Origin of the sequence: Streptomyces sp. NPDC020299 (genome assembly GCF_044387825.1) — a bacterium.
GTDB lineage: Bacteria > Actinomycetota > Actinomycetes > Streptomycetales > Streptomycetaceae > Streptomyces.
Genome location: NZ_JBIRWL010000010.1, coordinates 350,489 through 363,016, shown reverse-complemented (window position 1 = coordinate 363,016; position 12,528 = coordinate 350,489). Strand labels below are relative to the sequence as shown.

The window sequence follows — 12,528 nt, the reverse complement described above, 5'->3', positions numbered from 1 at the left end:
ACCCCCCGAACACCGGGCCGGAGCCTCCTCGTGTGGGACGGGGGCCCCGGCCCGGTCGTCTCAGAAGCGTGCCAGGCAGAAGCGCCACACCCCCAGCCGAACACCGCAAGCCCGGCCGGGGGCCCGGGGGACCCCCCCGGAAAACACAGCATCGGCGCGCGGGACTTCACCCCGGTGAAGTAACCCCCCGAACACCGGGCCGGAGCCTCCTCGTGTGGGACGGGGGCCCCGGCCCGGTCGTCTCAGAAGCGTGCCAGGCAGAAGCGCCACACCCCCAACCGAACACCGCGAGCCCGGCCGGGGGCCCGGGGGACACCCCCGGAAAACACAGCATCGGCGCGCGGGACTTCACCCCGGTGAAGTAACCCCCCGAACACCGGGCCGGAGCCTCCTCGTGTGGGACGGGAGGGCTCCGGCCCGGTCGTGTGTCAGGGGGTCAGGGCGTTCAGTAGGCGGTCTACGTCCGCAGGGGTGTTGTAGAGGTGGAAGGCCGCGCGCAGGTTACCGGCGCGGTTGGAGACCTCGATGCCCGCGTGGCTCAGGTCCGGCTGGCGGTTGCCGAGGCCGGGGACCGAGACGATGGCGGAGCCGGGGGCGGGGACGGGCTCGTGGCCGAGGGACGCGAGGCCGGTTCGGAAGCGGTCGGCCAGCGCCAGGTCGTGTTCGTGGACGGCCCTCACGCCGAGTTCCTCGATCAGGTCGAGGGACCGGCGCAGTCCCGCAAAGGTGAACAGGGCGTGGGTGAGGTCGAACCGCCGGGCGGAGTGGGCGAGTTCGGTCACCGGGCCGTAGCAGCTGTCCCACGGCCGCTCGCCCGCGACCCAGCCCGCGAGCACCGGCGTGAGCCCGCCGAAGTCCTCCGGGACCACGAAGAAGGCCGCGCCGTGCGGGCCGAGCAGCCACTTGAAGGACACGGAGGCGGAGAAGTCGTAGGCGTCGGCGTCCATCGGCAGCCAGCCGGCCGCCTGGGAGAAGTCGACGTAGGTCCGCGCGCCGTGGGCCCGGGCCGCCTCGCGCAGAGCGGCCAGGTCGGCGAGCCGCCCGTCGGCGGACTGGGCGGCGCTGACCGCGACCAGCGCGGTGTCCGGGCGGACCGACTCGGCGATCCGCTCCAGCGGGACCGTGCGGACCTTGAGGTCGCCGCGGACGTGGAACGGGTTCAGCACCGAGGTGAAGTCGTCCTCGGCCGTGAGGACTTCGGCGCCCGCGGGCAGCGAGGCGGCGATCACCCCGGAGTGCGCGGCGACGGAGGCGCCCACCGCCACCCGTTCGGCAGGGACGCCGGCGAGCCGGGCGTACCCGGCCCGGCAGGCCTCCACGTCCTCGTACAGCGGGCCCAGCGGCCGGCCCTCGGCCCGCATCACCGCCGCCTCGTGCAGGGCGGCGACGGTGCGGGCGGGCAGCAGGCTGTTGCTCGCGGTGTTGAGATAGGTGCTCTCGGGGGCGAATTCGGCGCGGACGAGGCTCTCGAAGGTCTCGGAGGTCTCCATGGGTCCACTCTGCGGCCCGCCGAAGTCCCCGTCCATTGCGATTTTGTACGTGGTTTCGCTAAGCGGCGCTTATACGTACCCCCTGAGCTGCGGCTTTTCAGCCCTGCTGCGGCACCGCGCACCCGTCCGGACCGCACGCCTCGGCGTCACCCGAGTCGATGAGCCGCAGCGGCTGCCGCTCGCCCCACGCCTCGGTGAGCGCCTTCGCGAAGACCTCGGCGGGCTGGGCTCCGGAGACCCCGTACTTGCGGTCGAGGACGAAGAAGGGCACGCCGCTCGCACCGAGCTGTTCCGCCTCGCGCTCGTCGGCACGGACCTCGTCGGCGTACGCGCCAGGTTCGGCGAGCACCGCGCGGGCCGCGTCGGCGTCCAGTCCGGCCTCGGCGGCCAGCGCGACCAGCCGCTCGTCGCCCTCGGTGAAGAGCGACCGCTCCTCGGCGAAGTTCGCCCGGTACAGGACCTGGATCAGCTCGTCCTGCCTGCCCTGCTCCTTGGCGAAGTGCAGCAGGCGGTGCATGTCGAAGGTGTTGCCGTGGTCCCGGCCCCGGGTCCGGTAGTCCAGCCCCTCGGCGGCGGCCTGCGCACCCAGGTTGTCCTCGCCGGCCTCGGCCTGCGCCTCGCTCATGCCGTACTTCCGGGTGAGCATCGTGATCACCGGCTGGACGTCGCCCTTGGCGCGGTACGGGTCCAGCTCGAAGGACCGGTGCACCACCTCGACCTGGTCACGGTGCGGGAAGGCCGCGAGCGCCTTGTCGAAGCGGGCCTTGCCCACGTAGCACCAGGGACAGGCGATGTCCGTCCAGATCTCGACGCGCATGTTCACGGCTCCAGGTCGTACCGGCGCGGAGGCTTTCCCCGCGGCCGGGTACGTGAACGTTCAAGCAGCGGGTTTCATTCCCCGGGCCGCACCGCGTACCGCAGGAACAGGTGGTGGTCGCCCTCGGCGGGCGGGTTCTCCGGGTCCGGGATCCAGCCCTGGCGGGCGTAGAAGGCCTGGGCGCGGGCGTTGTCCACGTGCACGTCGAGGACCGCGCTCCGCCTGCCGTCGGCCCGCCACTGCTCGGCGCAGGCGGCGTGCAGGACCGTGCCGACGCCCGTGCGCCACTGACCGGGGTCGACGTGGAACTGGAACAGCTTGACGGCCCCGGCGGGCATGTCCTCGGGGGTGCGGAAGGAGGCGATGCCCACCATGCGCCCGTCCCGTACCGCGCACAGCACCTGGCCGTCGGGCCGCCCGAGGGCCTCGCGCCACCGGGCCACCCAGTCGAAGCCGTCCTCCGGCAGGCCGTCCGGGTAGTACGTCGACCTGGCCCGCACGTGCAGCTCGGCGACGGCCTCGGCCTCCGCGGGCAGGGCGGTCCTGATCACCAGGGTTCCGGTGTTCCGGTGCGCTTCGATCATGCAGCTCAGGACGTGCCCCGGGCGACCGCGGTTCCGACCGCTCGGCTTCCCGTCCCGCTCAGCTTCCGTCCCGCAGGTCGTCCGGCCAGCCGTCCCGGAACTCGATGTGGTCGTACGTCACCACGCAGCCCTCCCCCATCGGCGACTGGGTCATGAAGCCGATGAGCGCGGCGCCGGTCTCCTTCTCCTCGCCCAGCGTGAAGAACCGGACGAAGGTCCAGCGCTCGCCGTCCCGGGAGGCGTGGAAGGCGAAGGCCCGGCCGGTGCGGCTGATCCGCAGCCAGACGGAACTGCCGTCCACGGTGAAGGAGTTGGCGTCGTCGGAGTGTCCCCGGGTGACCACCGTGCAGACGGTGGGCACGTCCGGGGAGTACTCCAGGCACAGCTTGGCCCAGGCCCGCTCACCGACGTGGACGTAGAGCACGCCCGCGTCGAAGGCTGCGGCGAACCCGACGGTGACCCGCGCGATCAGCTGGAAGTCGCCCTCGGGCGAGCCCAGCAGCCGGGGCGCGTCGGAGGCGGGCTCCAACGCCTCCCCGGTGGGCGGCACGAACCGGTCCTGCCGGGGCCCGGCCCACCCGGTGAGCACGCCGTCCTCGTAGGACCAGTTGCCGTCGGGGCCGTAGGTGCGCAGGGCGAAGGGGAGTTCGGGAAGTTCCACGTCCATGTCCGGTGCTACCGCTCCAGGGCGCCGTTGAACCGCCGGGGCAGCCCCAGGGGGTTGTCGTCCCGCAGTTCCTTCGGCAGCAGCGCCTCGGGGGCGTTCTGGTAGGTGACCGGCCGCAGCCACCGCTCGATCGCCGTACCGCCCACCGAGGTCGAGGTGGACGTGGTGGCCGGGTACGGCCCCCCGTGGTGCTGGGCGGCGGCGACCGCCACGCCCGTCGGCCAGCCGTTGACCAGCACGCGTCCGGCCAGCGGCGTCAGTTCGGCCAGGAGTTCCGCGCCGCGGCCCTCGCCGGCCGCCTCGTCCTCCGACAGGTGAACCGTCGCGGTGAGGTTGCCGGGCAGCCGGGACAGGACGGCCGTCGCCTCGCCCTCGTCGTCGTACCGGACGACCACCGTGACCGGTCCGAAGCACTCCTCGAGGAGCAGGTCGTACGCGCCCTCCTCGGCCAGCTTGCTCGCCGGTACCGTCAGGAAGCCCGCGCTGACCGTGTGCTCGCCGCCCGCGCCGGGGGTCACCGGGGTCTCCACGTCGGGGAGTTCGGCGCGCTCGGCGACGCCTGCGAGGAAGTTGTCCCGCATGCGGTGGTCGAGGAGGACACCGGCGTCGGTGTCGCTGACGGCGTCGGTGAGCGACTTGACCAGGCCGTCGCCCGCCGCGCCGGACGGCACCAGGACGAGGCCCGGCTTGACGCAGAACTGGCCGACGCCGAGGGTCATCGACCCGGCGAGACCGGCGCCGATGGCGTCCGCGCGCTCGGCGGCGGCGGCCTCGGTGACGACGACCGGGTTGAGCGAGCCCAGCTCACCGTGGAAGGGGATCGGGACCGGCCGGGCGGCCGCCGCGTCGAAGAGGGCGCGTCCGCCGCGGACGGAACCGGTGAAGCCGGCGGCGGCGACCAGCGGGTGCTTGATCAGCTCGACGCCCGCCTCGAAGCCGTGGACCAGGCCGACCACACCCTCGGGGATGCCGTGCTCGGCGGCGGCCCGGCGCAGCACCTTGGCGACCAGTTCGGACAGGGCCGGGTGGTCGGGGTGGGCCTTGACGACGACCGGGCAGCCGGCGGCCAGCGCGCTGGCGGTGTCGCCGCCGGCGACCGAGAAGGCGAAGGGGAAGTTGGACGCCGAGTAGACGGCGACGACGCCCAGGGGCACCTTGTAGCGGCGCAGGTCCGGGATCGGCGGGGTCGCGGTGTCGTCGGGGTGGTTGACGATGACGTCGAGGAAGGCGCCCTCGTCGACGATGTCCGCGAAGGCCCGCAACTGGTAGCAGGTGCGGGCGAGTTCGCCGGTCAGCCGGACCGGACCGAGGGCGGTCTCGGCGTCGGCGGTCTCGACCAGCCAGTCCTTGGCCGACTGGAGGCCGTCGGCGGCGGCGCGCAGGAACGCGGAGCGGACCGCGCGGTCGGCGAGGGCGCCGCGCGCGGCCTGCGCCGCCTTCACGGCGGCGTCGACCTCTTCGGCTGTGGCCTCCACCGCAACCTGTTCACGCTGCTTCCCGGTGCGCGGGTCGACACTCCAGACTGGTGCTGCTGCCACCGCGGGTCCCTCCATGTAGTGCCGCAGTACGTACGTCATCGACCAGGGACGTTCGATATACTGAACGCCGTCTCTGATGATGAATATGCTGTTGGAGACTATATCTTCAGGTCCTCGTCGAACGAAGGGGTCAACGGCGATGTCGGCAGTCGAGACAAACGGCGGGGCGCAGGTCAAGTCCGCGGTACGGACCGTGGAACTGCTCGAGTACTTCGCCGGCCGGCCCGGTATGCACTCCCTCGCGGCGGTCCAGGAGGCCGTGGGGTACCCCAAGTCCAGCCTCTACATGCTGCTCCGCACGCTGGTGGAGCTGGGCTGGGTGGAGACGGACGCGACGGGCACGCGGTACGGCATCGGGGTGCGGGCGCTGCTCGTCGGTACGTCGTACATCGACGGCGACGAGGTGGTCGCGGCGGCCCGGCCGACTCTGGACCGGCTCTCCGACGACACCACGGAGACCATCCACCTGGCCCGGCTGGACGGCACGAACGTGGTGTACCTGGCCACCCGCCAGTCGCAGCACTATCTGCGTCCCTTCACCCGGGTCGGCCGCCGGCTGCCCGCGCACTCGACCTCGCTGGGCAAGGCCCTGCTGGCCACCCACACCGACGAGCAGGTGCGCAAGCTGCTGCCGGAGACACTGCCGGCGCTGACCGAGCACACGATCACCGACCGGGAGAAGCTCATCGAGGAGCTGCACCAGATCCGGGAGCAGGGCTTCGCCGTCGACCGCGAGGAGAACACGCTGGGCCTGCGCTGCTTCGGCGTGGCGGTCCCCTACCGCACTCCCGCCCGCGACGCGATCAGCTGCTCGGTGCCGGTGGCCCGGCTGACCCCCGCCCACGAGCAGATGATCAAGGATGCGCTGTTCGACGCCCGGGACCGGCTGACCCTCGCCACCCGGAGGCTGTGACCATGGAGGTCCTGCTCCGCGAGGTCCACGACAGCGATCTGCCGGTGTTCTACCGGCAGATGCGGGACCCCGAGGCGGTGTGGATGGCCGCCTTCACCGCCGCGGACCCGGCCGACCGCGACGCCTTCGACGCCCAGTGGGAGAAGATCCGCTCCTCGGCGGACGCCCTCACGCGCACCGTCCTGGCGGACGGGGCCGTGGCGGGGAACGCGGCCGTGTACGGGAACCCCGGCTCGCGCGAGGTGACGTACTGGATCGACCGCGCGTACTGGGGACGCGGCGTGGCCACGGCCGCCCTGCGGGAACTGCTCGCCCTGGTGCCGGAGCGCCCGCTGTACGCGCGTGCGGCAGCGGACAACGCCGGGTCGCTCAGGGTGCTGGGCAAGTGCGGGTTCCGGGAGAGCGCACGGGCCCAGGGGTACGCGAACGCCCGCGGCGCGGAGATCGAGGAGGTCGTGCTGCTGCTCTCATGAAGGCATTCGCTCTCATGAAAGCCCGATGAGAAATGCGGCGGAGCGGAACGATTGCCGCATCCCGCTCGTCCTCAGAGCGGGATGAACAAGACGATCAGGCGGGCGTCCGTCTTCACACTGCTGCTCGTGCTCACCCTGCTGCTCAGGGCGACATGGGTGCAGTTCTACGACGGCAAGGCACTCGCGGACGACAAGGACAACCGGCGCAACGTCATCCAGACGTACGCGGAGCCGCTCGGGAACATCATCGTGGCGGGCGAGTCGATCACCGGCTCGGCCCGCACGAAGGGCGGCGACCTCGCGTACAAGCGCACGTACAAGGACGGCAAGCTGTACGCGGCGGTCACGGGCTACGCCTCGCAGGCGTACGCCCCGACCCAGCTCGAGGGCATCTACCAGAACCTGCTCAACGGCACGGACCACCGGCTCAAGACGGTCATGGACACCGTCACCGGCAAGCGTGCCGACCCGGGCGACGTGATCACCACGATCGACCCGGACGTGCAGAAGGCGGCGTACGGCGCGCTGGGCGGCAACAAGGGCGCCGCCGTCGCGATCGACCCGAGGACCGGCAGGATCCTCGCGGTGGTGTCCACGCCGTCGTACGACCCGTCCACGCTGACCGACGCCAACACGGCGGGCACCGCCTGGAAGAGCCTCAACGCCGATCCGGCCAAGCCGCTGACCAACCGGGCGCTGCGCCAGCCGCTGCCGCCGGGCTCGACGTTCAAGCTGGTCGTGGCGGCGGCCGCGCTGGAGGACGGGCTGTACAGGGACGTGGACGAGCACACCGCCAGCCCTGACCCGTACACCCTGCCGGGCACCACCCGTCCGCTCTCCAACGAGAACGCCTCCGCGCCCTGCGAGAACGCCTCGATACGGGTCGCCCTCCAGTACTCCTGCAACAACGTCTTCGGGAAGATGGCCGTCGACCTCGGCCAGGACAAGGTGAGGGCGATGGCCGAGAAGTTCGGCTTCAACGACGACCAACTGGACGTTCCGGTGCGGGCGTACACCAGCGTGTATCCCTCGGGCATGGACAAGGCGCAGACGGGGCTGTCCGGCATCGGCCAGTTCGACGTGACCGCCACCCCGCTGCAGATGGCCATGGTGTCGGCGGCGATAGCCGACGGCGGCAAGCTGGTCTCGCCGCACATGGTCTCGCAGATCACCGACGGCGGCGGCGATGTGCTGAAGAACTACGACGACGGCGCGGACAGCAAGGAGATCATCAGCTCCTCGACCGCCGAGCAGCTCCAGTCGGCGATGCGGACGGTGGTCGAGGACGGCACCGGTACCAACGCGAAGATCCCCGGTGTGACGGTGGGCGGCAAGACCGGCACCGCCCAGCACGGCGAGAACAACAGCAAGACGCCGTACGCCTGGTTCACCTCGTTCGGCAAGTCCGACTCGAGCGGCAGGGAGGTCGCCGTCGCGGTGATGGTGGAGCAGTCGGACGCGGCCCGCTCCGAGGTGAGCGGCAACGGCCTGGCCGCGCCGGTGGCCAAGGCGATGATGCGGGCCGCGTTGAAGGGTTGACGTGCCGCCTGAGCCCCTGACGCGTTACTTCACGCCCAGGATCTGCTCCACCGGGTCGATCGCGAAGTACACCAGGAACAGCGCGGACACCGCCCACAGCAGCCAGTTGACCTCCTTGGCCTTGCCCAGCACCGCCTTGATGACGACGTAGGCCAGGAAGCCGGCGCCGATGCCGTCGGTGATGGAGTAGGTGAACGGCATCGCGGCGATGGTGAGGAAGGCCGGGATGGCGATCTCGTACCTGTCCCAGTCGATGTGCTTGACGTGGGTCATCATCAGGAAGCCGACCGCGATCAGGGCCGGTGCGGCGGCCTGGAGCGGGACGATGGTGAGCAGCGGGGTGAGGAAGAGCGCGAGACCGAACAGACCGCCGGTGACCAGGTTGGCGAAGCCGGTGCGGGCGCCCTCGCCGACGCCGGCCGCGGACTCGATGTAGGCGGTGTTGGAGGAGGCGGAGCCGATTCCGCCGGCCACGGCGGCGGCGCCGTCGATGAACAGGACGCGGCCGATGCCGGGCACCTGGCCCTTGTCGTCGAGGAGTCCGGCTTCCGCGCTGATGCCGACGATGGTGCCCATGGCGTCGAAGAAGTCGGACAGGATCAGGGTGAAGACGAGCAGGACGGCGGTGAGCACCCCGGCCTTGGCGAAGCCGCCGAACAGGCTGAAGTGACCGACGAGTCCGAAGTCGGGGGCGGCGACGATCTTGTCGGGGACCTTCGGGGTGGTCAGGCCCCAGCTCTTGATGTCGGCGACGGCGTCGATGACGATCGCGACGACCGTCATGCTGACGATGCTGATCAGGATGGCGCCCTTCACCTTGCGGGCGAGCAGCGCGATGGTGAGCAGTACGCCGAGACAGAACACCAGGACCGGCCAGCCGGTGAGCCGGCCGACGGCGCCCAGTTGCACCGGCACCGTGGTGTTCGCGGCGTCGGGGATGCGGCTGACGAACCCGGCGTCGACGAAGCCGATGAAGGCGATGAACAGGCCGATGCCGACGCCGATGGCCTGCTTGAGCTGCTGCGGGATGGCGTTCATGATCGCCTCGCGGAGCCCGGTGAGTACCAGGACGCAGATCAGGATGCCTTCGAGGACGACGAGTCCCATCGCGTCGGCCCAGCTCATCAGCGGGGCGAGCTGGAAGGCGACGACGGCGTTGAGGCCGAGGCCGGCGGCGATGGCGAGCGGGAGGTTGCCGCCGACGCCCATGATGATCGTCATCACACAGGCCACCAGGGCGGTGGCGGTGACCAGTTGGCCGGTGTCGAGGGTGTGGCCGAACTTGTCCTTGGCGTTGCCCAGGATGATCGGATTCAGGACAAGGATGTAGGCCATCGTGAAGAAGGTGGCCAGGCCGCCGCGTATCTCCCGGCCGAACGTCGATCCCCGTTCGGAGATTCTGAAGTACCGGTCGACGCCGTTGGCCGCGGGTGGCGCGGCACTTGGCCGGTCGGCCACCTTCTGGGTCTCGGACATGGTGTTGCTCCTTGTCGCCTCATGATCGGTCTGCGGATGCTGGCTGGATTGTTCCCGCGTTGAACCGGTTTCAGGTTTTCTCCGTGTTACGGAATCGGGCGACGGCCGGTCATACGGCGTTCGGACCCTCGTACAAACTGATCAGTTGATCACTGCTACGCTTCCGGATCTCGTCCCGGTCACCCCCGGACGGCCACATGTCATTCACATGACACGCACAGTGGCATGCACGGTGGCATGCACAGAAACATGACACAGAGAGGTCGCCCGTGGGCACAGTCGTCGACGACGCCGCCTCCGTGGAGTTCCATGCCTTCTTCGAACGGCACTACGCCGAACTCTCCCGCCTCGCCCACCTCTTGACCGGCGAGTCGGACGCCGCCGACGACCTGGCCGCGGACGCGCTGCTCGCGCTGTGGCACCGCTGGGACCGGGTGCGCGCGGCCGACCACCCCGTGGCCTACGCCCGGGGTGTCGTCGCCAACCTGGCCCGTACCCGTATCCGCAGCGCGGTGCGCGAGCGCCGCCGGATCTCGCTGTTCTGGTCGCACCGCGAGGAGAAGACCGAGAACCCCGACGTGGCCGGCGTGGTGGACGTGCAGGAGGCGCTGCGCAGGCTGCCGTTCCGCAAACGGGCGTGTGTGGTGCTGCGGCACGCGTTCGACCTGTCGGAGAAGGACACCGCGCTGGCCCTCGGGGTGTCGGTGGGTACGGTTAAGAGCCAGACGTCGAAGGGAATGGCCGAACTGCAGCGGTTGCTCGGCAGCGAGCGCGCTCCGCAGAGGGTGCACGCGGCGATGGCGCGCGGCGGCGAGACCGGAGGTAGGAACCGATGAGGCAGCAGGACGTGCACGACGAGCTGCGCGCCCGGCTGCACGAGGCGGCCGGCGAGCACGAACCCGACCGTGCCCGCATCCTGGCCCGGGTCGAGCGGGGCATGGCCGCGCAGGGCCGCTCCGACCACCGGGCGACGCGCCCGCCGGTGTTCGGCTGGTTCCGGGTGGTGAGCGCCACGGCCGCGGTGGCCGGTGTCCTCGCGGTCGGCGGGTACGCGGTGGCTTCCGCGGTGAAGAACGACGACACCCCGGCCCAGCAGACGGTCGCGGTCTCGCCGACGCCCACGCCGTCGCCGGACGCGACGATGCGGCCACCGGTCCACTCGGCGGCCCCGACGACCGGCTCCGGCGGCGCCACGCACCCCTCCCGCCAGGCCGGTCCGCCCCCCACGCCGACGCCCCCGAAGGCCTCGGCCACCCCGAAGGCGCCGGCCGCGGCAGGCACGCAGAACGGCCCGCTGTGGTCGGACGGCTCGGTCGACCCGCACAGCAACGACTTCTGGGCGCAGAGCAACATCACCCTGAAGACGTCGAAGCAGCTGAGCGCGCTGACCGTGCAGTTGAAGGTGGCGCAGACGGGCGGCGTGTCGACGGCGGGCGCCTGGCGGTCGCTGCCGGAGGCCGACTTCACCCAGACCGTCGAGGAGCAGAACGGCTTCCTGGTCTACACATGGGTGCTCAAGGAGGGCCGCACGGTCCCCGCGGGCGAGTGGGTCTTCGCCGGGCAGTACAACCACAAGCGCGGCGGCCGGGACGCGAAGGACGACACCTACGGCATCACAGGCGCCGCGGGCGACGCCCGGTACGCGGTGAAGGGCGACTTCGCGGCGCAGGACTCGGGCGACGGCGACTCCTGAACCGAACCCAACCGAACTGAACGTCCCCAGAAACAATCACAAGTTTGACAACCATGTGTTCGTTTTCAGCGTCAATACAAGTGTCGGCCTGAGCCCCCCTCGGCCGAACGGCCGGTCCGAGCCCCCCTCGACCGGCCACGAGGACGCCCCGCCGGTGACGACCGGCGGGGCGTTCCGCTGTGCACGCACCGCTGTGCCCGAAACGCTGTGCTTGAAGGGCTAGTTCATGGGCGAGCCGATGGTGGTCGAGCCCGTGGTGAGGAAGGTCGTCGCGGGCAGCGAGCCGTCCGCCTTGCGGGCGCCGTACGCCGTGGCCGCGTCGGTCGACTTGAAGGCGGGGGTGCTGACGCCGCTGTCCCAGTTGTTGGCGGCGGAGACGGTGGCGGAGCCCAGCTTGTCCAGGCCGCCCTTGTTGCCCACGGCGAGGTTGCGGGCGAGGCGGGCCTTGCCGGTGGCGAAGTAGAAGCCGGCCTCGGTGTTGGCGTACGCGGTGTTGCGGCCCAGCACGATCGCCCCGGTGTTGGAGTTCTCGGTGAAGCCGTTGAGGGTGTTGTCCCAGGCCGCGTTGTTGTTCACGACGTGCCCGACCGCGACGCCCCCGCCGCCCAGCTTGAAGCCGTTGCCGTTGCCCTCGAAGGCCGAGTCGTTCCAGCGGTTCTTGCCGTTGCCGAAGGCCCAGGAGTGCTCGATGGTGACCGGCGAGGAGAACTGCCAGAGGTCGAGGCCGTCGTCCGAATTGTTGTACAGACGGGCCCCGGTGACCTTGTTGCCCGTGCCGGAGCCGAACTTGACGGCGATGCCGTCGGCGTTCTGGCCGTGCCCGGCGGCGTCGTAGTTGCCGTGGCTGTCCAGGTTCTGCACGAGGTTGTTCACGGTGTTGTCGCCGCGCAGGGTGAAGCCGGAGTCGCCGTTGTCCGCGGTGACCAGGTTCTTGAAGACGCCGCCGGTGGAGGAGGTGACGACGAAGCCCTGCGCCGGGGAGTTCTGGAAGGTGAGGTTCTGGACGGTCCAGTAGCTGCCGTAGATCCCGGTGAGCCAGGAGCCGGCGGGCAGCTTGGACCCGTCGATCCTCACCTTCTCGCTGCCGTACGCCTGGAGCGTGATCCGGTTCGCGCTGGTGCCGCTCGCGGTGGACTTGAGGGTGGCCGTCGGATAGTACGTGCCCCCGCGCACCTGGATGACGGTGCCGGCCGCCGCGTTCTTCACGGCCGACTCCAGCTGGGCGGTGCCGGCCACGGTGACCGTGGTCGTGGCGGCCTGGGCACCGCCGTTCGACAGGCCGAGGTAGACACCGCCGGCCCCCGCGGCGACGGCCACCGTCGCGGCGATCGAGAGGGT

General features: G+C 70.9%; 12 protein-coding genes. 5 read left to right on the top strand and 7 right to left on the bottom strand.

Annotated elements, in window-relative coordinates; all coding sequences use genetic code 11:
• Positions 1-428: 428 nt before the first annotated feature.
• From ACH45E_RS26225 to ACH45E_RS26205, 5 genes are all read right to left on the bottom strand, one after another.
• Positions 429-1,490, bottom strand: coding sequence for an aminotransferase class V-fold PLP-dependent enzyme (locus tag ACH45E_RS26225; protein WP_361440216.1), 1,062 nt, complete (start codon positions 1,488-1,490; stop codon positions 429-431).
• Positions 1,491-1,587: 97 nt separating this feature from the next.
• Positions 1,588-2,307, bottom strand: coding sequence for a DsbA family oxidoreductase (locus tag ACH45E_RS26220; RefSeq protein ID WP_361440213.1), 720 nt, complete (start codon positions 2,305-2,307; stop codon positions 1,588-1,590).
• A gap of 74 nt (positions 2,308-2,381) precedes the next feature.
• Positions 2,382-2,891, bottom strand: coding sequence for a GNAT family N-acetyltransferase (locus ACH45E_RS26215; protein WP_361440210.1), 510 nt, complete (start codon positions 2,889-2,891; stop codon positions 2,382-2,384).
• A 58-nt stretch (positions 2,892-2,949) separates the two neighbouring features.
• Positions 2,950-3,558: a DUF1349 domain-containing protein gene (locus tag ACH45E_RS26210; protein ID WP_361440208.1), complete on the bottom strand. Its 609-nt coding sequence runs from the start codon at positions 3,556-3,558 to the stop codon at positions 2,950-2,952.
• An 8-nt stretch (positions 3,559-3,566) separates the two neighbouring features.
• Entirely contained in the window at positions 3,567-5,096 is a 1,530-nt protein-coding gene (locus tag ACH45E_RS26205) for an aldehyde dehydrogenase (NADP(+)) (RefSeq protein WP_361440206.1), read from the bottom strand.
• Positions 5,097-5,235: 139 nt separating this feature from the next.
• Here ACH45E_RS26205 and ACH45E_RS26200 point away from each other — a divergent pair, with 139 nt between their 5' ends.
• From ACH45E_RS26200 to ACH45E_RS26190, 3 genes are all read left to right on the top strand, one after another.
• Positions 5,236-6,009, top strand: coding sequence for an IclR family transcriptional regulator (locus ACH45E_RS26200; protein ID WP_361440204.1), 774 nt, complete (start codon positions 5,236-5,238; stop codon positions 6,007-6,009).
• A gap of 2 nt (positions 6,010-6,011) precedes the next feature.
• Positions 6,012-6,482, top strand: a complete 471-nt coding sequence (locus ACH45E_RS26195) for a GNAT family N-acetyltransferase (RefSeq protein ID WP_361440201.1) — start codon at positions 6,012-6,014, stop codon at positions 6,480-6,482.
• Positions 6,483-6,563: 81 nt separating this feature from the next.
• Positions 6,564-8,021: a penicillin-binding transpeptidase domain-containing protein gene (locus ACH45E_RS26190; protein WP_361440199.1), complete on the top strand. Its 1,458-nt coding sequence runs from the start codon at positions 6,564-6,566 to the stop codon at positions 8,019-8,021.
• Positions 8,022-8,045: 24 nt separating this feature from the next.
• Here ACH45E_RS26190 and ACH45E_RS26185 read toward each other — a convergent pair whose 3' ends face one another.
• On the bottom strand, positions 8,046-9,497 hold the full coding sequence (locus ACH45E_RS26185) for an NCS2 family permease (protein ID WP_361440196.1): 1,452 nt from the start codon (positions 9,495-9,497) through the stop codon (positions 8,046-8,048).
• A 269-nt stretch (positions 9,498-9,766) separates the two neighbouring features.
• On the opposite strand from ACH45E_RS26185, the gene ACH45E_RS26180 reads away from it, so the two are divergent.
• Positions 9,767-10,333: a SigE family RNA polymerase sigma factor gene (locus ACH45E_RS26180; RefSeq protein WP_361440193.1), complete on the top strand. Its 567-nt coding sequence runs from the start codon at positions 9,767-9,769 to the stop codon at positions 10,331-10,333.
• A complete protein-coding gene (locus tag ACH45E_RS26175) occupies positions 10,330-11,190 on the top strand; it encodes a hypothetical protein (RefSeq protein WP_361440190.1) in 861 nt (286 codons plus the stop codon). Before ACH45E_RS26180 ends, ACH45E_RS26175 begins: the two co-directional genes overlap by 4 nt.
• A gap of 219 nt (positions 11,191-11,409) precedes the next feature.
• On the opposite strand, the gene ACH45E_RS26170 is transcribed toward ACH45E_RS26175, so the two are convergent.
• Positions 11,410-12,507: a right-handed parallel beta-helix repeat-containing protein gene (locus ACH45E_RS26170; protein WP_361440187.1), complete on the bottom strand. Its 1,098-nt coding sequence runs from the start codon at positions 12,505-12,507 to the stop codon at positions 11,410-11,412.
• Positions 12,508-12,528 lie beyond the last annotated feature (21 nt).

What these genes read in the sequence shown, in the direction of transcription:
- ACH45E_RS26225 (WP_361440216.1), bottom strand. Translation starts at nt 1,490, where the DNA reads ATGGAGACCTCCGAGACCTTCGAGAGCCTCGTCCGCGCCGAATTCGCC.
- ACH45E_RS26220 (WP_361440213.1), bottom strand. Translation starts at nt 2,307, where the DNA reads ATGCGCGTCGAGATCTGGACGGACATCGCCTGTCCCTGGTGCTACGTG.
- ACH45E_RS26215 (WP_361440210.1), bottom strand. Translation starts at nt 2,891, where the DNA reads ATGATCGAAGCGCACCGGAACACCGGAACCCTGGTGATCAGGACCGCC.
- ACH45E_RS26210 (WP_361440208.1), bottom strand. Translation starts at nt 3,558, where the DNA reads ATGGACGTGGAACTTCCCGAACTCCCCTTCGCCCTGCGCACCTACGGC.
- ACH45E_RS26200 (WP_361440204.1), top strand. Translation starts at nt 5,236, where the DNA reads ATGTCGGCAGTCGAGACAAACGGCGGGGCGCAGGTCAAGTCCGCGGTA.
- ACH45E_RS26195 (WP_361440201.1), top strand. Translation starts at nt 6,012, where the DNA reads ATGGAGGTCCTGCTCCGCGAGGTCCACGACAGCGATCTGCCGGTGTTC.
- ACH45E_RS26190 (WP_361440199.1), top strand. Translation starts at nt 6,564, where the DNA reads ATGAACAAGACGATCAGGCGGGCGTCCGTCTTCACACTGCTGCTCGTG.
- ACH45E_RS26185 (WP_361440196.1), bottom strand. Translation starts at nt 9,497, where the DNA reads ATGTCCGAGACCCAGAAGGTGGCCGACCGGCCAAGTGCCGCGCCACCC.
- ACH45E_RS26175 (WP_361440190.1), top strand. Translation starts at nt 10,330, where the DNA reads ATGAGGCAGCAGGACGTGCACGACGAGCTGCGCGCCCGGCTGCACGAG.